We start from the raw sequence: 23,726 nt of genomic DNA on the forward strand, positions 1-23,726 counted from the left end.
AGAAAATTGCTATTTCTTAAGGCTAAAACTTTTCTAGCACCCATAAAAAAACGCTGCCTAAGCAGCGTTTTTTACATCGAATTTCTTAGAACACTTTCAAAAGTAACCAGTATAAACCACCGGATAAACAGATCGTTGCTGGCAGTGTAAACACCCAGGCAGACAGAATCGATTTCACCATCTTGAAGTTCAGACCGGATTTGTTCGCCACCATCGTACCCGCAACGGCAGAGTTTAAAACGTGCGTGGTAGAGACTGGCATACCAAAGCCATCAGCAGCCGCAATCGTAGACATGGCTACTAGCTCAGCAGACATCCCCTGACCATAAGTCATGTGCTCTTTACCGATCCGTTCACCAACCGTCACGACAATTCGTTTCCAACCCACCATGGTACCTAAACCCAATGCCAAGGCTGTTGCCACTTTCACCCAGGTTGGAATGTATTGCAGGAATGAATCCAGGTTGTCGCGATACTCATCAACGGTTTGTTCCTGAGCCTCGCTCATTGCCGGTAAAGCTTCTGCTTTGTCCAGACGTTTAAATGCTGTGGTGCTCAGGTACATGTCATTACGGAATTCTGAAACTTGCGCTTCTGGAACATCTTTAATATTGCTGTAACTACCGACTTTATCACCCAAGTGATCCGTCAGGCTTGCCAGTGCAGGAACAACCTCAGCATTCAATTCTTTGGTTTGAATGTAGGTCGTGATGATGGCACGAGCCTTCTCATCCGGAATATCTTCATGCTGCGGATAAATCGCATCAGCCGTTTGCGCAGACAACTGGCCAAAAGACTGGATATGAGCTGCATCCAGATTTTTGTTCAGTGAATATGCCAAAGGTACACAGCCGATCAGGATCAGCATGATCAGACCCATACCTTTTTGACCATCGTTTGAACCGTGCGCGAAGCTTACACCTGTACAGGTAAAGATCAGAATGGCACGAATCAGCGGTGGTGGTGGCTTATTGCCTTCAGGTGGCTTAAACAGTTCAAGCTGTTTTCTGAAAATCTTCTTCACCAGCAGGAATAGCACTCCAGCAAAAGCAAAACCGATCAAAGGTGAAAACAGCAATGCTTTACCAACTTTCAGCACCTGTTCCATGTCCACACCGGAAGCACCGCCACCTGCATTGAGCAGATAGTTCATGATACCCACACCCAGAATCGAACCAATCAAGGTATGTGAACTAGAAGCAGGAATACCCAGGAACCAGGTGCCCAGATTCCAGAGAATCGCGGCGATCAACATGGCAAAGACCATGGCAAAACCGGCCCCTGTACCCACGTTCATAATCAGTTCAACAGGAAGTAATGCAATGATCCCGTAAGCAACGGCACCACTGGCCACCATTACCCCAAGGAAATTACAGAAACCTGCCCACATGACTGCAACCGGTGCAGACAATGCGTTGGTATAGATTACGGTGGCAACCGCGTTGGCTGTATCGTGGAAACCATTGACGAATTCAAAGCCCAGCGCAATGAATAACGCCGTGCCTAAAAGAATCATTGAATACAGACCGATCGGTGGAATATGAGCTAAATCTGAGGTCAATTGGAAGCCGATATAGATCAGCGTGGAGATAATTAGAGTCAGAAACACCGGCATAAAAAATTTCGGTGTTGGCACATGAACATTGGCCGGCTTATCAGAAGGCGACTGTTGTGCTGAACCTAAGGGAGTTTGATTAGAATTCATGCAAGCAGGAATAGAGGATTCAAGAATCCCCATATTGTTCAATTAAATTGTGACAATTATATGACAAAGTGCTGTCATATAAACCAGTTTTTTAGACTTTCTCGTTGCCGTTTATCCTGTAACCACATGCTCTAAATTTTAAAAATATACAAATATAATCAATTATTTATTAAAAATAAAACGCTTGAATCGCCCAGCTTTATTCATGTTTTGCAATATATCTGATCATTCCTACCCGGCTGTCATATTTCCGAGCCTGTCATATTTGATTAAAGATTAGCTTTGTTATATGACACTCTGATGAAAGCTGCTTACATTTTATTTTCCAGTCGCACGCTTTTATCAAGAACTTTAATTTCCAGATTTCCATCTGTTTTCAACTTTCTATACCGGCTTGAGTTTCTTTATCAAATTTTCATATCAAGCATATCCAGCATTCTGTATAAGCGTTACAGAAAACTGCGCACTAATCTGTTAAGATTATTGCCGTTTTTGATGCTTACTGAGAAAGTTTGAATGTCCACACTTGCCACCCTAAAAGAACTTCTTGCCAAGAGAATTTTAATTATCGATGGTGCGATGGGTACCATGATCCAACGCCATAAATTGGAAGAAGTCGATTATCGTGGTGAGCGTTTTGCTGATTGGGCATACGACCTTAAAGGCAATAACGACTTACTTGTGCTGACTCAGCCACAGATTATTCAAGGCATTCACGAAGCCTATCTTGAAGCTGGTGCCGATATTATTGAAACCAATACTTTTAATGGTACCCGTGTTTCAATGTCTGACTATCACATGGAAGATCTGGTTCCTGAGATCAACCGTGAAGCGGCGCGTCTGGCTAAAGAAGCCTGTGCAAAATACTCAACACCTGAAAAACCACGTTTTGTGGCAGGTGTGATTGGTCCGACATCACGAACCACTTCAATTTCTCCAAATGTAAATGACCCTGCCTTCCGTAATATCACTTTTGACGAATTGAAAGTGAATTACATCGAATCAACCAAGGCCTTGATTGAAGGTGGCGTCGATATCATCCTGATCGAAACCGTATTTGATACTTTAAATGCCAAAGCTGCGATCTTTGCAGTGAAGGAAGTGTTTAAAGAACTGGGCACTGAATTGCCAATCATGATTTCAGGTACGATTACTGATGCATCTGGCCGTACATTAACGGGTCAAACTGCGGAAGCGTTCTGGAACTCAATGCGTCATGCAGAATCAATCTCAATTGGTTTCAACTGTGCCCTCGGTGCAGATGCCATGCGTCCACACGTAAAAACCGTGTCTGATGTGGCAGATACTTTTGTATCTGCCCACCCTAATGCCGGCTTGCCAAATGCTTTCGGTGGTTATGATGAAACTCCGGAAGAAACAGCAGCATTCATTAAAGAATTTGCTGAAAGTGGTCTGATCAATATTACTGGTGGTTGTTGTGGTACCACCCCGGATCACATCCGTGCGATTGCTCAAGCAGTTGAAGGGATTGCGCCGCGTCAGGTTCCTGAAATTGAACCAGCGTGCCGTTTAAGTGGTTTAGAACCATTTAACATTACCAAAGATTCATTATTCGTGAACGTGGGGGAACGTACTAACGTCACCGGTTCGAAAAAATTCCTGCGTCTGATCAAAGAAGAAAATTTCGCAGAAGCGCTAGATGTTGCACGTCAACAGGTTGAAGCTGGTGCACAGATCATCGACATCAACATGGATGAAGGCATGCTCGATTCAGAAGGTGCGATGGTGCACTTCCTGAATCTGGTGGCATCTGAACCTGATATTTCTCGTGTGCCAATCATGATTGACTCCTCTAAATGGGAAATCATTGAAGCTGGTCTGAAATGCGTCCAAGGTAAAGCGGTTGTTAACTCGATTTCCCTGAAAGAAGGTTATGACGAGTTTGTAGAACGCGCCCGTCTTTGCCGTCAATACGGTGCAGCCGTGATCGTCATGGCATTTGATGAAAATGGTCAGGCTGATACTGCGGAACGCAAAAAAGAAATCTGTAAGCGTTCTTATGACGTGCTGGTGAATGAGGTTGGCTTCCCGTCTGAAGATATCATCTTTGACCCGAATGTGTTCGCGGTAGCAACCGGTATCGAAGAACATAACAACTACGCAGTCGATTTCATCGAAGCAACTGGCTGGATTAAACAGAACCTGCCAAATGCGATGATTTCAGGTGGTGTATCGAACGTATCGTTCTCATTCCGTGGGAATGAGCCTGTGCGTGAAGCGATTCACTCGGTGTTCTTGTACCATGCCATTCAACAAGGCATGACCATGGGGATCGTGAATGCAGGTCAAATGGCAATTTACGATGACATCGATAAAGAACTGAAAGCAGCCGTTGAAGATGTCGTGCTTAACCGTAACCAGGGTGCAAGCGGCAACGAAGCCACTGAAAAATTGCTGGAAATTGCTGAAAAATACCGTGGTCAAGGCGGCGCGCAAAAAGCCGAAGAAAACCTTGAATGGCGTAATGAACCAGTTGAAAAGCGTCTTGAATATGCGCTAGTCAAAGGCATCACGACTTATATCGATCAGGATACTGAAGAGGCTCGTCTGAAAGCTGTTCGTCCACTGGATGTGATCGAAGGTCCATTGATGGCCGGTATGAACGTGGTCGGTGATCTGTTCGGTGCCGGTAAAATGTTCCTGCCACAGGTGGTGAAGTCTGCACGTGTGATGAAACAGGCCGTGGCTTGGTTGAACCCGTACATCGAAGCGGAAAAAACCCAAGGTGAAGCCAAAGGTAAAATCCTGATGGCAACCGTAAAAGGCGACGTGCATGACATCGGTAAGAATATCGTGGGCGTGGTACTGGGCTGTAACGGTTATGACGTAGTCGATCTTGGTGTAATGGTGCCATGTGAAAAGATTCTGCAAACAGCGATTGATGAAAAAGTTGATATCATCGGTTTGTCTGGTCTGATCACTCCTTCTCTGGATGAGATGGTTTTCGTTGCCAAAGAAATGCAGCGTAAAGGCTTTAAAATTCCATTGATGATTGGTGGTGCGACGACCTCTAAAGCGCATACTGCTGTGAAGATTGCACCGCAATATCAAAATGATCGCGTGTACTATACTGCCGATGCTTCTCGTGCGGTGGGTGTAGCAACTCAATTGCTTTCTGCCGAAATGAAACCAAAACTGGCAGCAGACTATGCAGCGGATTATGAAAAAATCCGTACCCGTCTTGCCAACAAACAGCCGAAAGCAGCGAAGCTGTCTTATGCTGAATCGGTTGAAAATGGTTTCAAAATCGACTTCGACAAAAATGCACCATTTAAACCAAACTTCATTGGTTCTCAGACTTTCACCAACTATCCTCTAGAAACCTTGGTGGAATACTTTGACTGGACGCCATTCTTTATCTCTTGGAGCCTTGCGGGTAAATTCCCGAAAATCCTTGAAGATGAAGTGGTAGGTGAAGCAGCGCGTGATTTGTATGAACAAGCGCAAGCAATGCTGAAAGACATTATCGAAAATAAACGTTTCGATGCGCGTGCAACCTTTAGTATCTACCCTGCCAACCGTGTGGCGGCAGATACCGTTGCGGTGACTGATGAAAATGGCAATGTAACACACAGCTTCGAGCACCTTCGTCAGCAGTCTGACAAAGTCACCGGTAAAGCAAACTACTCTCTGGCTGACTTTATTGCGCCAAAAGATGTGGCGCAGGATTACTTGGGTGGCTTTACCGTTTCGATCTTCGGTGCGGAAGAGTTGTCTCAGGAATATAAAGCCAAAGGTGATGACTATAATGCAATTATGGTTCAAGCCTTGGGTGACCGTTTTGCAGAAGCTTTTGCTGAGCATTTGCATCAACGTATTCGTAAAGAATTCTGGGGCTACCAGGCAGACGAACAGCTTTCTAATGAAGAATTGATCAAAGAGAAATATATCGGTATTCGTCCTGCACCGGGCTACCCTGCTTGTCCTGAACATTCTGAAAAAGCGCCGCTGTTTGATTGGTTAGGTACGACAGAGAAGATGGGTACTTGCCTGACTTCGAGCTTTGCAATGTGGCCACCTTCATCTGTCAGCGGTTTCTATTATGCAAACCCTGAAACTGAATACTTTAATGTAGGTAAAATCTCTGGCGATCAGCTGGAAGATTATGCGAAGCGTAAAGGTTGGACCTTGGATGAGGCGAAACGCTGGTTAGCGCCAAATCTGGATGATTCAGTGGTATAAGAATCCTCTAATTTAGAGAAGAAAAAATCCCCTCGAATGAGGGGATTTTTTTTACTTAAAATTTAATTGGTATTCTCTTAAGTATTGCACTTTCAATATCATTTTTAATACCAGCATACTCATCTAGTGACCCAACCTCTATTTCCTTGAGCTTAAAAAATTCAATCGTATATTCCCGTTTAGGATGCCAATTTTTTAATTCATATCTTAAATATTTTCTTCTTCCTTTCTGAAGAAGATTTAATTCATAAAATTGAGTTACGTCCTCAAGATTAGGATGAATAAATTTATAGTTCTGAGAAGAAAAATCATTTATTGAATACTGAAACCCTAAATGATTATTAACTATAAAATCTTTCCTCCTCCCCTTTCGAGGAGCCGTATTACACCGTCTACAACTAATTGTTAAGTTTGTTAAATTAAAAATATATTTTTTATATTCAGCTTTTGGTAACACAAGTTCTAGATCAATAATAATATTTTCATCATGAGCTAAAGCTCTTTGACAATAGGCACAAGAATTCTGAAATTTAGCCTTCAGTAATTCTTTGTATTTAAGTTTAAGCGGCTTAAATCTTTCACATTTCCATATTTCGTTTGAACAACGACAACCTGAATAATTACAAATATATTGATCAAAATTCATTAATTCTTCCTTGTTAAAAATCTAGTTTTAATATCTTCAAGCACTTCCCTTTGACTGATATTATCTGCACTTTCAATTAATCTACTAAATTCTTGCTCAACAAATTCATATGACAATTTATTCTCTTGTAATTGATCCAATAATTTAACGCAATATCTCGATAGAAAAGAATTATCTGGGGCTTTGTCCTTGCCCACCCTGAACTGCAATTTACTGAATCGCACAAAATCATCTCACGTAAACAAAAACACAATAATGTGGCACTGATCAGTGGCGGTGGTAGTGGTCATGAACCTGCCCATGCCGGTTTTGTCGGTCTAGGCATGCTTGATGCTGCCGTATGTGGTGACGTGTTCGCCTCTCCTTCACAAATTCAGGTCTATAAAGCCTTACAACAAGTCGCGACTGACAAAGGCGTCTTGATGATCATCAAAAACTATTCTGGCGATATGATGAATTTTCAGAATGGTGCTGCATTAGCAACTGAGGATGGCATCAAGGTTGACTATGTGAAAGTAGCGGATGACATCGCAGTAAAAGATAGCCTCTATACAGTTGGTCGTCGTGGTGTTGCTGGCACGATCTTCGTACATAAAATTGCCGGAGCTGCTGCCTCTAAAGGTTATGAACTTGCACGCGTCAAAGAACTTGCACAAAAAGCGGCTGACAATGTGATTAGTCTTGGTTTTGCCTTTACCTCTTGTACCGTTCCAGCCAAAGGAACACCAACGTTCACTTTAGCTGATGATGAAATAGAATACGGCGTCGGCATCCACGGTGAACCGGGCATCCGTCGTGAAAAAATCTTGCCTTCTAAAGAACTGGCTCAACGCATTGTCGATGACCTGTTCCTGGATCGTCCTGACCTGACTGAAGTTGCCGTTCTGGTTAATGGCTTTGGTACAATACCACTGCAAGAATTGTATGTGTTCAACAATGATGTCTGTGAACATCTGGCAAGCAAAGGCATCAAAATTTACCGTACCTTTGTCGGCAACTACATGACCAGTATCGATATGGCAGGTGCATCAGTTTCCCTACTAGCTGTGGATGATGAACTGAAAACTTATCTGGATGCAGAAGCCAATACGCCTGCTTTTAAAATGGATGGTTCACCTGTACTGCCATTTGAGTTTGCAGCCAAAGGTCAAACGGCTACCCGTACAGTGAATACAGATGTTGAAACACATCCTGAACATGCTGTGATTGCCAATGAACAGTTCACTATCGAGAACATGCGCTATGTGGTCGATGTGATGAGTGCCTGCATCATTAAAAATGAAGTACCTTTCTGTGAACTGGATGCCCATGCAGGTGACGGTGACTTTGGTATGAGTGTGGCTAAAGGCTTTAAACAACTCAAATGTCAATGGCATGAACTGGTTCAGGCTGAACAGATGGATGATTTCCTGTTGAACTGTTCAATGATCATTATGGAATATTGTGGCGGTGCTTCAGGTCCAATCTGGGGATCTGCTTTCCGTGCAGCCAGTAAATCCATTAAAGGCAAAACCACATTAACTGTGGCAGATTTTGCTGACATGCTGCAAGCAGCAGTCAAAGGCATTCAGATTACAGGTGAACGTTCATTTGGCCGTGGTGCCGTTGTAGGTGACAAAACCCTGATTGATGCTTTGGTGCCATGTGCAGATTCTTGGTCAGCTAATATTAATAAGAGCTTTAAAGAAAACTTTGTTCTAGGTGCTCAAGCTGCAGTTCACGGTGCGGAATCAACTAAGGAAATCGTGGCGCGTATGGGCCGTGCCGGGACTGTGGGTGATCGTAGTCTGGGTTATCCGGATGCTGGTGCGCATGGTTTAGGTGTGATCTTTACTGATATTGCTGAGCATATTAAATAATTAAAAATCCCTCCCTTACGAAGCGGTGCTTCTCACCCTTTAGAAAAGAGAGGAACCACGCGAATTTAATATTGTTATTTGATCCATATGGAGTCCCCTTTTGTAAAAGGGGGATTTAGGGGGATTCCATTCCTTTATTTAAATCTCTCCAAAAACTTCTCCAATTCCTCCGTCACCACCACTCTCTTTCTCCCCTTCAACTGATCTTTATCCAATAAACCTTCTGAGTCTACAACCAGCACTTTATGTCCATCCTGTTTTAAACGATCTACGCCTTCAAACAGCATTCGGGCACCGACATCATGCATTAGCATAAGATTAGTTAAATCGAGAATAATGGTGCTTTTACCTTCTGGTTCATCCTGCAAGATCCGTAGCAGCATTTCAGACTCGGTAAACTGCAACACGCCACGCAGTTCATAAACCACGACGTTATTCTTTTTCCCCACCGTATAACGGCTTTGCAGAATGGTTTGTGCTGACGGCGTACCTTCCATGAGATGCAATCCCATATCGTGTGACAGATTTTCAAAGATTCTGACACCACGCACACTGTTACCATGCTCATCAATTTTTGGGGAAAATACCGCAATTCCCACTTGCCCTGGCAGCACTCCAATAATGCCACCTGCCACGCCACTTTTGGCCGGAATACCGACTGTGGTCAGCCAGTCACCGGCAGCATCGTACATACCGCAGGTTAGCATGACACTGAGCAATTGCCGGACTAAAGCCCGATCCAGCATACGTTTCCCTGTCTTGGGATGCACACCACCATTGGCCAATATACTGGTGATCACGGCTAGATCTTTGACGGTGACCTTAATTGCGCACTGCTTAATATAGCCATGCACGATTTCTTTAGGATCTTCGTCTAGCACACCAACAGTACGCAGCATGTAACCAATCGACATGTTACGAAAAGCTGTTTTAATTTCCGAATTATAAACTTGCTCATCAAAAGACAATTCCCGTCCTGCCAGTCCACTAAGAAAACGGCGTAACTGTTCAGCACGTGATACCGTTTTCTTGGCAGGAATCAGGGAATGTGTAGTAATCGCGCCAGAATTAATCATCGGGTTTTTGGGAATATTGCGTTCTTTTTCCAACGAAATCTGGTTAAAGGCCTCTCCCGAAGGTTCCACACCTACTTTTTCCAGTACCTGTTTTAGCCCTAGCTCCTTGATTGCCAGCGCATAGGCAAAAGGCTTGGAAAGAGACTGCATGGTAAATTCAACGTCATCATCCCCGGCAGAATAGATGGTTCCATCTACGGTCGATAGCGCAAGTCCGAGCTTGTCAGGATTAACCGACGCGAGTTCAGGAATGTAATCTGCCAGCGCGCCTTTTTTATTGTCATGGCAAGCAGAAAGCACATGATTCAAATAATCCGGTACCGGCGTTTTCATGGCAAATGCTCCCATCTCAATCTTTTATATCATTTTTATTAAAACTGAATACTGACGGCGGTTTTGCTACTTTTATGCAGTTTTATGTTGTGAAAATGGGATATGGACAAAAGGGATAGTAAAAATAGATGACTTAATTGGACAAGATAAGAAATCTTAAAAAAGAGAAATAAAAAAGATGAGCACATTATTTTCAGATTACAGGTCTATTTCTATGGAGCAATAAACCTGTAACCGATGACAACCAGCTTGATCTTGCAAGCAGATTATTTCACCTTAGTTTTGCGAATCATCTTATACAACACCTTTGGCGATAGACGTGAAACTAAAACACCCAGTTTTTCTTTAGAGCCACCCACCACAATATATTCTTCACCACGTTTCAACGCTTCTACAGTCTGACGGGCAAAATCAGCCGGCTCCAGACCGTTTTCAATTGCTTCATCCTGCTTGGCCTGAGGTTTACCTTCCCCATTTAAGGCATTAAAAGACACATTGGTTTTAATAAAGCCCGGGAAAATCACGGATACCTGAATACCCTGATCTGCCATTTCAGCACGCAGGCTGTTGGCCCACATATGAATTGCACCTTTGGCTGCTGAATAAGACGCCCGATATTGAGTTCCAAGTAGACCGGCCACACTGGAAATAAAGACAATCCGGCCAGATTTCTGTTTTAAAAACGTTGGTAAAACTGTTTTGGTAAAAAACACCTGAGAGAAATAATCGACTTCCATAATGGCGCGTTCAGTCTGCATGGTGGTTTCCTGAATTAGGGCACGCTGGCTGAGTCCGGCATTATTGATCAGCCAGTCAATGCGGCCTTTCTCACTCAGCACCTGTTCATAAGCCGTGCGTACCTGACTTTCATCAGTAATATCAGCTACGACTGAGATGTGCTGATCAGGATTTACCAGTCCTGAACGGACTTTTTCCAGTTCTTCCAAACGTCGCGCGGTCAATACTATCTGTGCACCTTGTGCAGCACATTCTTCAGCCAGTGCCTTACCAATTCCTGAAGATGCTCCGGTAATCCAGACGACTTTTCCCTGTAAATTTTCTAGTTTTGCCATTAAATCCTGTCACCTTCTTTATATGAATATGTTCCTGGCGGTATTTCATCTTCCAGAAATGCCAACAACTGCTCAAAATAATAACTCATGGTATCCGCATCATAGAGGCTACCAAGTTTATCAAAACGTTTATAACCCAGTTGTGTAGTCAGGTGAATCACACCATTCAATGTTTTATCGACTACCACATTAAATTTCAGCATCTTTTTCGGTTCACGCACCAGATGCGTCACACCCTGATCCACTACCTGAATAAAAGCTTTCAATGCTGGTGATACATACTGATTATTGCCACCTTTCATTTGCTCCACACAGCCCAGCAGTTCCGTGATCAGCATGCGTTCTACCGGATAGCGAACAAAGTATCCATCTTCATTTTCATGGGTCATCTTATACAGATAGTTCACCATAGGAATCAGGCGATCATTACCAAAAAACGAAACCGACCACGGCATATATTTGCGAGTCGTTTCTAAAATCTGTTGAATGACTTTTTCAGATTCCTGATCTGGGGAGCTAGAGAGCTGCACCACACGACCAAAAATCTGGTCAATAATTTCACAGGCAATATCGGCCAGATTTTCACCGAGCAATTTGGCCAGACTTTCCTGTTCGCCAGCATTAAATCGGGAATGCAGGTCTTTAAAGCGTTGATGGGTATCGGGATGAATCTTGAGAGAAATGCTATAGCTCATCTTGTTATCCTTTTTTTTAATCGTCTGCGATGAGTCGCGTTTTATCAATCTATCATACGTTGAGTTCAGGCAACTGCCAATTGGCGAAAGTTTGCTTTTGGTTAAGCTGCCGCATGCCTTGATTTTTTTGCTACAATAGATGCAATTTTTTATCCACTTTTGATCTGTTTAGACTATGACTGATTCAGCGCAAAACATTGCTACGACCTACGATCCGACCGAGATCGAGAAAAAATGGTACCAAACCTGGGAAGAGCGCGGTTACTTCAAGCCGTCTCAAAAAGGTGAATCATTCTGTATCATGATTCCGCCGCCAAACGTCACTGGTAGCTTGCACATGGGTCATGGTTTTAACAATGCCATCATGGATGCGTTGACCCGTTATAACCGTATGTCAGGCAAAAATACCTTATGGCAGCCAGGTACTGACCATGCGGGGATCGCAACCCAGATGGTTGTTGAGCGTCAGCTCGGTGCTCAAGGCGTAAGCCGTCATGATCTGGGCCGTGAAAAGTTCATCGAAAAAGTCTGGGAATGGAAAGAGCAATCTGGCGGTAATATTACCCGTCAAATCCGTCGTTTGGGTTCTTCTGTAGACTGGTCACGTGAACGCTTCACCATGGATGAAGGTTTATCCAACGCCGTTAAAGAAGTATTCGTGAAACTGCATGAAGAAGGCCTGATTTACCGCGGCAAACGTCTGGTGAACTGGGATCCTAAACTGCAAACCGCCCTGTCTGACCTTGAAGTAGAATCTGATAAAGAAGAACAAAGCTCACTGTGGCACTTCAAATATTTCTTTGAAGATAAATCACTGCGCACTCAAGATGGTAAAGACCATATTGTCGTTGCAACCACTCGTCCAGAAACATTACTCGGTGATACTGCGGTTGCGGTCAACCCTGAAGATGAACGTTATGCGCATCTTGTCGGCAAAAATATTGTATTGCCAATTACTGGCCGTACCGTTGCCATCGTTGCTGATGAATATGTAGAAAAAGAATTCGGTACAGGCTGTGTGAAAATTACGCCTGCGCACGACTTTAATGACTATGAAGTGGGTAAACGCTGTGGTCTGGCACTAATCAACATCTTCAACAAAAATGCTGAAGTACTGGCTGAGTTTGAATACATCGCGAAAGCGGGTGAACAGATTTCTAAAACCATCCCTGCACCCGCAGACTACATCGGTTTAGAACGTTTTGAAGCACGTAAGAAACTGGTTGAGCAAGCGGAAGCTGAAGGCTGGTTAGATCAGATCCAACCTTACACTTTGAAACCACCTCGTGGTGACCGTTCAGGTGTGATTGTTGAACCATTACTGACTGACCAATGGTATGTAAAAATTGCACCGCTTGCGAAGCCTGCCATTGAAGCGGTTCAGGATGGCCGCATCAAGTTCGTTCCTGAGCAGTACAGCAACATGTACATGTCATGGATGAACAATATCCAGGACTGGTGTATCTCGCGTCAATTGTGGTGGGGTCACCGTATTCCGGCCTGGTACGATGCTGAAGGCAATGTATTTGTCGGTCGTAACGAAGAAGAAGTTCGTGCGAAACACGGTATTTCACCTGAAATTGAATTGAAACAGGACGAAGATGTACTGGATACCTGGTTCTCTTCTGGTCTTTGGACATTCTCAACTTTAGGTTGGACTGGCGACGAAGCGAAAGATAAAGAAAATTATTTCTTGAATACTTTCCACCCGACTGATGTGCTTGTGACTGGTTTCGACATCATTTTCTTCTGGGTTGCTCGTATGATCATGCTTACGATGCACTTCATGAAAAATGAAGATGGCACACCACAAGTACCATTCAAAACTGTGTATGTACACGGTTTGGTACGTGATGGCGAAGGTCAGAAGATGTCTAAATCTAAGGGTAACGTGCTTGACCCATTAGATTTGATTGACGGTGTTGATCTTGAAACTTTAGTACAAAAACGTACCACAGGTTTGATGAATCCGAAACAAGCAGCGAAGATTGAAAAATCGACCCGTAAAGAATTCCCTGAAGGGATTCAATCTTACGGTACAGATGCAGTTCGTTTCACCTTCTGTGCGCTTGCCAACACAGGTCGTGACATTAAGTTCGACATGAAACGTGTTGAAGGTTACCGTAACTTCGCCAACAAAATCTGGAACGCAACCCGTTTCGTGATGATGAACTGCGAAGAGCAAGTGATTGGTCAAGACGTTCGTCAAGACCTTTGGGAATTGCCTGAGCAGTGGATTGTCAGCCGTCTACAAAAAGCGGAACAAGCGGTGCAAACTGCGTTTGCAACGTATCGTTTAGACTTGGCTGCACAAGCGATTTACGAGTTCATTTGGAATGAATACTGTGACTGGTATGTCGAGCTGACGAAACCGGTTCTGAATGACGAAAACGTATCGGTTGAACGTAAAGCTGAAGTGCGTCGTGTGCTTCTTTCTGTAATGGAAGCCTCTTTACGTTTGGCACATCCGTTGATGCCTTACTTAACAGAAGAAATCTGGCAAACACTTGCGCCGAAACTCAACATTTCTGGCGAAACGATTATGCTCGCACAGTACCCTGTTGCTGACCAAGCATTAGTGAATGAACAAGCTGAAGCAGATATGCAATGGCTGCAAGGTTTGATTGGTGCGGTACGTAACATCCGTGGTGAAATGGGCCTAGGTAATGCGCGTTTGTTGCCTGTTCTTCTTCAAAACACAACGGATAGCGAGAAAGCACAAATCGCACGTATTGAACCGTTGTTTAAAGCATTGGCGAAAGTTGAAAGCATTACCTTCTTGGCTGATGCCGAACAACCACCTTTGTCTTCATCAAGTGTAGTGGGTCATGTGTCTGTATTCGTTCCAATGAAAGGTTTAATTGACCCTAAAGCGGAATTGGGTCGTCTACAAAAAGACTTAGACAAGGTTCAAAAACAGCATGATCAAATTGCGACTAAACTTTCTAACGAAGGTTTTGTGGCGAAAGCACCTGCGGCTGTGGTTGAAGGCGAGAAAGTAAAACTTGCTGAGTTTGCTGACCAATTAGCGAAGATTAAAGCGAATATGGAGCAAATTGCGGCGCTTTAAGATTTGTTTTTATTAATATTTAAGATAAAATCCCTTCTAATTAGAGGGGATTCTTATGCCAGTTTTAAAAAAATTAGAACAAAATAGACGAGTTCTAGAGTTTATTGATTCTTCATATTTAAATTCGAACAATAATACATCAACATTTCTAATAGGAAAAAATGGATCAGGAAAAAGTAGGTTACTTAGAAGTATTATAATACACACATTAAAAAATCCTGACTTTCAAAAAATTTTAGCTATTTCTAATACGCAGTATCATAAATATCCTTATATATGGGAACTAGATGAAGAAAATTATTTAAATATAGAAAAATATACTTGCACAGCTTTTGAAAATCATAGTAGTTCCATAAAGTATTGGAATAAAAGATTTAGGAAAAATGAAAGAACAGATATAGAGAAGTACCATAATGTTAGAATCAATCAAGATTCAAGCATACTAAATCCTGAAATATTTGATAAATTTTATAAAAATGAAATTAGATGGTATAAAACAAATGAAGTTCCTGAAACTTTTCTAAATGATTTTCTATACTTAGATTCAATTCTATTCAATATTGACAAAATAAAAAATTTATCTTTTAAAATAATTGAAACCTTAGAATTTCTTGGTTTAGATCCATATATAGAAATACATACAAAAATAGTTACACCAATTGAAAATGATTTCAAAAAACTTATAGAAATATTGAACTTCTACTCAAATAAAAATTATTTAAAAGATATAAATACTTTATTATCAATTTTAAAAAATATAAATAAATTTCAAAAACTACCAATTTTATCAATGGATAATGATGAATTGTATCAATTATCAATTTTAATAAAATTAAATTTAATTACAGTAACAAATATCAAGGTTCAGAAGAAAAATACAATAATGAAGATTCAAGAATTAAGTTCTGGCGAAAAATCTATTTTATCAATAATTTTTAGCCTTTTATCCAATCTAGAACACAACTCACTAATATGCATAGATGAGCCAGAAGTGAATCTTCATCCTGAATGGCAAGAAAAAATTATAGAGTTATTAGAAAAAGTTTCTAGTAATTATTATGGATGCCATTTTTTTATAGCAACTCATTCACCTCAAATTATTTCAGGAATAAAAAATGATAATACGTTTATTCTTGATTTAAATACCAACTTAGTAAAAAACAGCTCAAAATTTAAAAATAGATCATCTGATTTTCAATTATCTGAGGTTTTCAATTTCCCCGGTAACAATAATGAATATTTAATTAGAAAATTAATTATTATTTTAAATAAATTAAATACAGAAACTGATTTTTTCTTCGATGAAGAAGACAAAGCACTGTTAGACCACTTAAAAAATTTAATCAAATATGAAAAAATAGATAAAGAAGATAAAGTTTTTATTCTTTTCAATCTCATAGATAGTTATAGAGGTTGAAATGGAAATTTTTCAGATACCGACTGAACTGCAATCTTTTATTGAAAACTATGATAAAGAGAACTATCAGCTTTGGAATAATGAGACAAATAAAGATGTACAAGCTTTTCGATCTTTAATTCGTGCTCACTATTTATCTGATCAAAAACTTACTTGCTTTTACTGTAAGCAATATATTTTTTCAACTAATGGATTCCATTGGCAAGTAGAGCATATTTTACCTAAATCATTATTTCCTCAATTCTTATTTGAACCTAGAAACTTAATTGTCATCTGTCCAGACTGCAACCGAGAAAAAGGTGATCAAAATCCTCATGTAAATGGAGATAGAGCTTGCTCACAGCCTACCTATCCGCGCACGAGTGGGCGCTTCAAAATCATTCATCCTTTATATGATATATATGAAAATCATATTGAACGTATCTCTGCAAATCACTGTGATTATCCTGATCACTATTTCCTAAAAGCTCACACCCCTAAAGGTAAAGCTACTGTAAAAATGTGTGACCTAAATCGTTTTTATCAGGAATTTGCAGGTTATAAAGACATGACTGGAAAACAAGTACAAACTATTGATGATTTACTCGAAATTGATTTATCAACAGCTACCTTTGAGCAAAAGCAAGCAGCCATATTAAGAATAACTGAATCTATGCGCAGATAGCTCTTTTCCCTCACCCCAGCCCTCTCCCATAGGGAGAGGGAGCGTCATTTGAATTAATGCTTGCATGGATTTAGTAATGAAATTCCCTCTCCTTTTAGGAGAGGGTTAGGGAGAGGTATTTTTTAATTCGAAGCATCTCTGCGACAAATCCTCCAACACCACATCCGTCCGCCCCAACACTTCATTATTCCAATACCTCACAACTCTCAAACCCAAAGCCTCTAAAAACTTGGTGCGTTCAGCATCATATTCAATGGCATCATCTGTTCCATGCTGACCGCCATCTAACTCAATCACCAAACCAATTTCATGACAGTAAAAATCCACAATATACGGTGCAATCACATGCTGACGACGGAATTTCAGATTCATAAAACGTTTGGCACGAAGCAGTTGCCACATCAAGTGTTCTGCATTGGTGGCGGTGTGGCGCATGGATTTAGCGAATTCTAATAATTGGGGATCTATTTTCATTTTATTTCTTCTTAATATAATTCTTATCATATGATACACAATGGAATTCCCTCTCCTGAGCAAGTTTTAAAGCACTGCTTTAAAACGAAGCGCAAGTGAGGGTTAGGGAGAGGTAGTTCTAATTAAGTTAAAGCATCCCATGCCTTAAAAACATCTCTAATCCACTTACCTTTTTGATATACATCAGGCGTTCTTTTTCGACTTTAATCTGCTGCTTGATAGTAGAAGTATCTTCATCAATCTGCTTGCACAGATCAACAATTTGAACCTTACCTTTTGCCTTTTTGACTGCAATTCTGGTTTCCGATGACCAGACCAGTCGATTGATCAATGCATCGATCTGCTCTTGTAACTTCTGGCTCTGCACATCCAAAGCCAGTTGATAAAACTTGAGTTGCTCTGCACTTAAACTCTTTTGTGAAGGATCTCGATCTTGCTCAATCTGAAGCTGCATTTTCAGTAAGGCAAACAAATCCTGTTCTGCATATGCCTCGTTGGCACGTTGCAACAATTCAGTCTTTTTAATCTTCTTTACATCATTCGCTTCACGATCTGGATGAATCGCCGCAGCAATCTTTAAATACACCGATTTCACTGACTGCTCTGCCATTGCGGCTGCCTGTTCCTGCTTTTCCTGCTGGCGTTTTAGTTTGGCCTGCTCGCGGATTTGCTGAAAATGATCAGAAGCCCATTCTTCAAATCCCTCAGCATCTGCCGGATCTGGGACATTTTCATTCTTAAAAAACCTTTCCAGTTCATTGGTCTTTTTTTGGCTTTTTCTGAATTGGGCATGTTCGGCACGCTGCTGATAATAGGTGAAGATTTCATTTACCTTATTGGCTTCTTGCGCTGACATCGCCTGAGAATCTTGCAGGTAATCTGCCAGGTATTGAATCTTCTCATCCAGCACTATCAACTCGGCCTTAGTAAAATCTGTTTCCTGTAAATACTTCCAGAGCTGTTCAAGCTGCTCAAACAGCACACCATGCAATTCATGATAGACCGGCATGAAGGTTTTATGCGTATATTGCTGTAGATCTTCTTCAGCCTGTTGCCATTGTTTTAACTCCAACTTCTGCTGTTCGATTTTATCAATCAAACGATCCAGCTTCTTCTGCTGTGGCGAAAGCGCTGTGAATGGCTGGATCATGGTTTTTAAGTCAAAGAGCATGGCAGCAGAAAGACCCAAGGAAATCTTATCTATATTAATTCTTTCAGCTTTCGCCACAAAGTTCTTTTCACCTTAGGCTATTGAAATTTGTATCAGAATTAAAAAAAGCAGAACTAAGTCTGCTTTTTTCACGCGGCTCTTTATTATTCCAGTACAACACGGCCATTTAAAGACTGTACTGGACGGTTATTTGGATGGCCCATTAACTTGGAAAATTCTGAAATCTGTGTCGCAGAGGCCTGCTGGATTTCTTTCAGAATTAACCAGCGCACACCTTCGGAACATGGGGGTGTCGTCAGCGAACCGCTAAAGCGGTAATAATCCAGATTCTTAGGCAACATCTCATTTACAGGTTGCGGGTTCTTCAAGATGACTTTTTCACCTTGCTTTTTCGGTAAGCGATTCCACATACGTTTAAGCATCGGATTTTCTGTGCCCTGTTCAAACATCATCGCCACTACAGCAAGTTCCCCTTGAGTATTGGCATGGACAAAATGAATCTCTAGGGGATAGCTCTTGCCTTTAATCAGGTTCTCACTTGGGCTATGCAGATGAAACTGTTTCAGCACAAAAGTTTCATCATCCAGCTGCAATTCTCCGCCTTGGGCAAAGTCTACCTGAACGGTATGACCTTTATTTTCAATTGCGTGAATCATGGTGTTATAGCTAAACTTGAGCGGTTCCAGTTCGGCTTTGACAGTTCGCTCAATATTGATTGGTGACTGGTTCAATCCATTACAGGCTGAATATTTCTGGTTTAGAGTCGACCACTGTTCAGGCTGATCATAGTTCCAGTCTGCATCTGCAAATACCGCTGTACTTAAGCCCATAACCGTTAAAAGCGTGAATATCTTTTTCACAATACATCCTTTCTTGGAAGTCAAAATCAATATTTTTAATTTAAAAAACAGAATTTTAGCTTGACCTAATCGCTATATTTTTCAGGCCACAACATACAGAAATTTATAAGTATCACGTTATTTGATTACAAATCATTAAATAGTTCTCATTATTCCTAGGAAATTACTCAGATTTTATCTTGATATATTTCAGCAGGATATTATTTATACTGATTAAAAGTCATACAGAGTAAAATATGAACTGGTTCAAATTTAATCTGTTGAATAATCAATCAATATTTACATGAAATATCTATCTTATTTTCTCAAAATCGCTATATCTTTTATTCACAGCGATCATATTCAAAAAACATAATTTATTTTTATTCAAAAACTTACACAATTACAGCAGCAAATTAACAGCTGAGATTGCTAGACTCGAAACAAAGAGTGTTCTGGAAATAATAACAATGGACTGGGCCACCATATTTATAAATGATACGACCTGGGAATTTGCCACAGAGATTTTGCTACGCTGCGTAGTCATGTACGCGATGATTATCCTGTTTCTACGGCTGACAGGTAAACGTGGGGTACGACAACTTTCGATCTTTGAAGTCACCATCATTCTTGCTTTGGGTTCCATTGCTGGCGATCCGATGTTTACGGAAGATCTTCCTCTGATCCAGGCAGCGCTGATCATGTCGGTGATCATTTTTCTGTATCGCCTCACCACCTGGCTCATGATGAAATTTCAATGGTTTGAAGACCTGCTCGAAGGCAAACCGATTCATATTGTGGAAGATGGTTTACTGGTCATTGATGAAATTAAAAAAGGCAAAATGTCTCATGATGAATTCTTTGCTGAAATGCGTCAGCAAGGCATTGAACATTTGGGTCAGGTGCGTTTAGGTTTACTGGAAACTGACGGTAAATTCAGCATTTTGTATTTCCATCCAGATGATGTTCGGCATGGGCTCCCGCTTTTCCCTAAATCCTGCTGCATAGTCAAAGAAGTCAAGCCAGAAGAGCTTTATGCTTGTATTTATTGCGGTCAAGTCCAGCATTTAAAAGAAGCGGAACAAACTTGTCCACGCTGTCATTCTCACCAATGGGCAAAAGCCATGAATAGTCACCGGATTACTTAAAGCTGCTTAAGCCGCTGCAAATGATCAAAGATTTCTGGTAATTGCTGAATCTTATATTGAATATGTCCGGCATCCGGATGGAAACCTTGCATCCATAAAGCATGCATACCTGCGGCTGTTGCGCCTTGAATATCATTAACAGGATGATCGCCAATATATAGACACTTCTCTGGCTGCACGCCTAAACGCTCTGCGGTAATCTGAAAAATTTCTGCCTGCGGTTTGCTGAAACCGACCAATCCTGAACTGACAATCTCATCAAAATACTCTGCAATACCTAAACCGCGAATAGTATTTAATCGGGTCTCATGTCCACCATTAGACACAATGGCTAAGCGATAACCTTCAGTTTTAAGCTGTTTTAATACTTGCCCTGCTTGCGGTATCTCTACGGCGAAACGTCCAAACTGACTGAACCAGAACTGCGCTAGCTCATCTAGATCTGGTGGAGTTAACCAGGATAATTCCTGCAACAATGCATATGCGGCTGAAGCGCCAATACTGCCATGAGTCAGTAATTCCTTTTTCGGATAACCGCCATTATCAATGCGTCGCACAATCTCGATAATTTTCTCAAGTTCAACCTGTGCAAATGCTGAAGCATAATATTCTGCCAGATAACGGCTATAGGCTTGTGTCGTCAGGTCACGGTGCGTCAAGGTATTGTCAAGATCGAATAGAACAGCTTGAATGGTCATAATTTAAAAAGGAATAGAAGGTTTTCTGTCATGGTAACAGCTGGGAACTTTCAGGATTAGATCTAAAATTGCTAAGTTTTGTTGTTTTAGGCATAAAAAAAGCGATGCCGAAGCACCGCTTTTATTTTGTTCTAAAATTAGAACTTGTATTCAATACCTGTACCAACTACTGGTTGTTTAGTTTCAGCTGCACCTCTTTCAAGGAATAAAGCACCTGCATAGCCATATGCTTTGACTTGTTTAGAGAATGCATAATCAGCACCTAATAAAAATTGTTGTGCTTCGAAGTCATCACCTATTTTAAACTCAGTCGTGTTCTGGCTATATTGACCTTTTACTGTCCAGTTTTTTGCATTTGGCAGATTATATTCAGCACCAATTAACCAGCCTTGTGCATCATCAATATTTGCTGCATCAGCAGCGAGGTTTGTACTGACATCATTTCCAGCAACATCTTCAACTTCTGAAGTTTGATATAGAGCACGTAGAGACAGACCACCATCAAGGTTTACACGGCCAATAGCACGGATTGTATTCGCAGCAGCAAAAATTGCTCTACTATCGCCAATTTCACCTCGCGCAGTGTTTAAGATACCCACACCCGCAAAGTTTGACGGAATCGCTTTATCATAACCAATACCTAAAACTACAGGTTTGCTGTCATACACTACAGATGCTGACCATGCATCACCTAGACCACGACCTGCAACTTTAGAACCGCCATTAGATTTAGATATGCCACCCGCTTCACCTGAAGCTAATAACGCAGTAGCTTTAACTTTACCTTCACCTACAGCGAGTGCTGGAGCTTCATAAACAACTACGTTATCAATACGGTTTTCACCAGTAAAAATACCATTTACGTCTGCCTTATTTGCAACGTAGTTATTGAAAGTATCAACTGTCGCAGATAACTGTTTTACAGGCGTATCGATTTTACCCAGTTTTACTGCACCTAATTTTTCATCTTTTAAACCGACTAAAAGGTTACGTGGTACAAAAGTATCATTCCCTGATCCACCTTGGCCATTATCTACATAGAATGTAAGTTCAGCTTGGTAAAGCGCGCTTAAACGGTCAGTAAGTTTTTCATCACCTTTAATACCGATAAATGAGTTATTGCTATTTAATTCTACAACGTCACGATTTTTACCTGCATTGTCTTCAGGTAGGTAATCTGCAGTTACGTCAATTTCACCATAGAAAGTTGGTGCTGCAAATGTAGTCCCCGCTAAAAGGCTGAGTGCGATTGCTGTTGCTAACTTAGTTTTCATTAAAAAATCCTTTAACTTATTTTGTTACAAATAATACACACGGCGCCTATATTACAAAATTATTAAAAAAATATTTACATATTCTTTTTAATACTTTAGGTGGAGAGTCAATTAACCTATTTATTCATAAAGAATTTTATATATTTCTTACTGCTTTCATCCATCGGAAAATAGGAATCAGGCAAAAAATCGCAATAATTACGATCAAATTTAGATAGTTTTGGTAACCTAAAGCGTCCCCTAGTAGCCCGCTCAGGCTATAAAGTCCCCCGCTTATAGTAGCCATCAAGGCGACCTGAAAGGTGAAATCAGTCCCTGCCAGATGCTTGCGACTGTATTGCATCACCAAGGTCAGCATAACCACTAAGAGCATGGCCGATACCATATCTTCAGCAGCATTGATAAGATAAATGATCCAGTTTGCTACTTTGTTTTGGGCTTCATATTGTGCAGCCAGCCAAGCATAGGCGATTAGACTAAGTATTTTCAGAATAGAGAAAATCATTAAGCTCCAGCTACGAGACCAGTATTTCAAACACCAGCCAGCTAGCCCTGCGCCAATCAACGCTGCAAAAGCGCCGAGCATGGTGACATAAATACCAATCTGGCTAAAACTCAGTCCCAAATCGACCATCAAAGGTTTTAATAATGGCCCAGACAGACCATCCGCCACTTTAAAGGTTAGTAAAACCAGCAGCCATTTCGCCAAGGTAGAATCAGCTAAAAAATATTGAAAATAAGCTTTGATTCTAGTCCGAGCAGGTAATTTCTCGGATGATGAAGAAATCATCTTTTGATGATCTGATTCTTTAAACCATAACACCGGTAAAGTATTCAGAAAGACCAGAACTGCCAGCAGTAAAAAGGTCATCTGCCAATGCAAAAAGTCGAGTAACCACAGGATTGCCCCGCCTCCAACAATAAAGCCCAAGCGGGAACCAATCACCTGAAAGGTATTACCCCAGTGTTGCTGTTCATTTTTTAAAATATTGACTGCCAGTCCATCCGTGGCAATATCCTGAGTAGCACCGATCCCATTCATCACTAACAACGTGATAAAAAAGATCAGCAGGTACAGCGGCTGGTTTAAGGCTTGGATCGGCAAGAAGGACAGCCCAATCAGTACAGCGACAGAAAGCCATTGCAAAGGAATAATCCAGCTTCGATAATGACCTCTAGCTTTTGATCCATGGCGATCAACTAAAGGTGCCCAGAAGATTTTAATCGACCATGGCAGCATGAGCAGGCCAAAGCCACCAATATGTGCCAGAGATACGCCTTCAGCTCGCAGAATGACCGGCAAGGCATGGGTCATAAACCCGACCGGAAGCCCCTGTGCCCAATATAGGGAAAACAATAAAATATAAGTATTCCGCATATT

General features: G+C 41.3%; 17 protein-coding genes. 6 read left to right on the forward strand and 11 right to left on the reverse strand.

Annotated elements, in window-relative coordinates:
- Positions 1-85 precede the first annotated feature (85 nt).
- Positions 86-1,705, reverse strand: coding sequence for an inorganic phosphate transporter (locus tag B3J29_RS09930; RefSeq protein ID WP_286965225.1), 1,620 nt, complete (start codon positions 1,703-1,705; stop codon positions 86-88).
- A gap of 516 nt (positions 1,706-2,221) precedes the next feature.
- Here B3J29_RS09930 and metH point away from each other — a divergent pair.
- A complete protein-coding gene (metH, locus tag B3J29_RS09935; RefSeq protein ID WP_286965227.1) occupies positions 2,222-5,908 on the forward strand; it encodes a methionine synthase in 3,687 nt (1,228 codons plus the stop codon).
- Positions 5,909-5,963: 55 nt separating this feature from the next.
- Here the strand turns inward: metH and B3J29_RS09940 are convergent, their stop codons facing one another.
- The gene (locus B3J29_RS09940) at positions 5,964-6,554 is read right to left on the reverse strand and encodes a hypothetical protein (protein ID WP_286965228.1); all 591 of its coding nucleotides are present in this window, start codon (positions 6,552-6,554) and stop codon (positions 5,964-5,966) included.
- A 170-nt stretch (positions 6,555-6,724) separates the two neighbouring features.
- On the opposite strand from B3J29_RS09940, the gene dhaK reads away from it, so the two are divergent.
- Positions 6,725-8,413, forward strand: a complete 1,689-nt coding sequence (gene dhaK / locus B3J29_RS09945) for a dihydroxyacetone kinase subunit DhaK (protein WP_286965258.1) — start codon at positions 6,725-6,727, stop codon at positions 8,411-8,413.
- A 134-nt stretch (positions 8,414-8,547) separates the two neighbouring features.
- On the opposite strand, the gene B3J29_RS09950 is transcribed toward dhaK, so the two are convergent.
- From B3J29_RS09950 to B3J29_RS09960, 3 genes are all read right to left on the reverse strand, one after another.
- A complete protein-coding gene (locus tag B3J29_RS09950) occupies positions 8,548-9,822 on the reverse strand; it encodes a glutaminase (protein ID WP_286965230.1) in 1,275 nt (424 codons plus the stop codon).
- A 266-nt stretch (positions 9,823-10,088) separates the two neighbouring features.
- Positions 10,089-10,895: an SDR family oxidoreductase gene (locus B3J29_RS09955; protein ID WP_004783050.1), complete on the reverse strand. Its 807-nt coding sequence runs from the start codon at positions 10,893-10,895 to the stop codon at positions 10,089-10,091.
- A complete protein-coding gene (locus B3J29_RS09960) occupies positions 10,895-11,590 on the reverse strand; it encodes a hypothetical protein (RefSeq protein ID WP_004783051.1) in 696 nt (231 codons plus the stop codon). The genes B3J29_RS09955 and B3J29_RS09960 overlap by 1 nt, the downstream gene beginning before the upstream one ends.
- 175 nt (positions 11,591-11,765) lie before the next feature.
- On the opposite strand from B3J29_RS09960, the gene B3J29_RS09965 reads away from it, so the two are divergent.
- Genes B3J29_RS09965 through B3J29_RS09975 form a run of 3 tightly spaced genes read left to right on the forward strand, consistent with a single transcriptional unit; the run spans position 11,766 to position 16,741 of the window.
- Positions 11,766-14,660, forward strand: coding sequence for a valine--tRNA ligase (locus B3J29_RS09965; RefSeq protein ID WP_286965234.1), 2,895 nt, complete (start codon positions 11,766-11,768; stop codon positions 14,658-14,660).
- A 55-nt stretch (positions 14,661-14,715) separates the two neighbouring features.
- The gene (locus tag B3J29_RS09970; protein ID WP_286965236.1) at positions 14,716-16,077 is read left to right on the forward strand and encodes an AAA family ATPase; all 1,362 of its coding nucleotides are present in this window, start codon (positions 14,716-14,718) and stop codon (positions 16,075-16,077) included.
- Between the two features lies 1 nt (position 16,078).
- Positions 16,079-16,741: an HNH endonuclease gene (locus B3J29_RS09975; RefSeq protein ID WP_286965238.1), complete on the forward strand. Its 663-nt coding sequence runs from the start codon at positions 16,079-16,081 to the stop codon at positions 16,739-16,741.
- Positions 16,742-16,846: 105 nt separating this feature from the next.
- On the opposite strand, the gene B3J29_RS09980 is transcribed toward B3J29_RS09975, so the two are convergent.
- The 3 genes from B3J29_RS09980 to B3J29_RS09990 form a co-directional block, all read right to left on the reverse strand.
- Positions 16,847-17,215, reverse strand: coding sequence for an endonuclease domain-containing protein (locus B3J29_RS09980; RefSeq protein ID WP_286965240.1), 369 nt, complete (start codon positions 17,213-17,215; stop codon positions 16,847-16,849).
- A 127-nt stretch (positions 17,216-17,342) separates the two neighbouring features.
- Positions 17,343-18,386: a molecular chaperone DnaJ gene (locus B3J29_RS09985; protein ID WP_286965259.1), complete on the reverse strand. Its 1,044-nt coding sequence runs from the start codon at positions 18,384-18,386 to the stop codon at positions 17,343-17,345.
- 143 nt (positions 18,387-18,529) lie between these two features.
- A complete protein-coding gene (locus B3J29_RS09990) occupies positions 18,530-19,216 on the reverse strand; it encodes a carbonic anhydrase (protein ID WP_286965260.1) in 687 nt (228 codons plus the stop codon).
- Between the two features lie 479 nt (positions 19,217-19,695).
- Here B3J29_RS09990 and B3J29_RS09995 point away from each other — a divergent pair, with 479 nt between their 5' ends.
- A complete protein-coding gene (locus tag B3J29_RS09995; RefSeq protein WP_104426479.1) occupies positions 19,696-20,373 on the forward strand; it encodes a DUF421 domain-containing protein in 678 nt (225 codons plus the stop codon).
- On the opposite strand, the gene B3J29_RS10000 is transcribed toward B3J29_RS09995, so the two are convergent.
- From B3J29_RS10000 to B3J29_RS10010, 3 genes are all read right to left on the reverse strand, one after another.
- The gene (locus B3J29_RS10000; RefSeq protein ID WP_286965242.1) at positions 20,370-21,071 is read right to left on the reverse strand and encodes an HAD family hydrolase; all 702 of its coding nucleotides are present in this window, start codon (positions 21,069-21,071) and stop codon (positions 20,370-20,372) included. The genes B3J29_RS09995 and B3J29_RS10000 overlap by 4 nt on opposite strands.
- 137 nt (positions 21,072-21,208) lie before the next feature.
- Positions 21,209-22,345 (reverse strand): porin, encoded by a 1,137-nt coding sequence (locus B3J29_RS10005; RefSeq protein ID WP_286965244.1) that lies wholly within the window; start codon positions 22,343-22,345, stop codon positions 21,209-21,211.
- A 136-nt stretch (positions 22,346-22,481) separates the two neighbouring features.
- The gene (locus B3J29_RS10010; RefSeq protein ID WP_286965245.1) at positions 22,482-23,723 is read right to left on the reverse strand and encodes an MFS transporter; all 1,242 of its coding nucleotides are present in this window, start codon (positions 23,721-23,723) and stop codon (positions 22,482-22,484) included.
- Positions 23,724-23,726: the final 3 nt, after the last annotated feature.

It is taken from the genome of Acinetobacter sp. UBA5984 (assembly GCF_002429925.1).
Lineage (GTDB): Bacteria > Pseudomonadota > Gammaproteobacteria > Pseudomonadales > Moraxellaceae > Acinetobacter > Acinetobacter variabilis.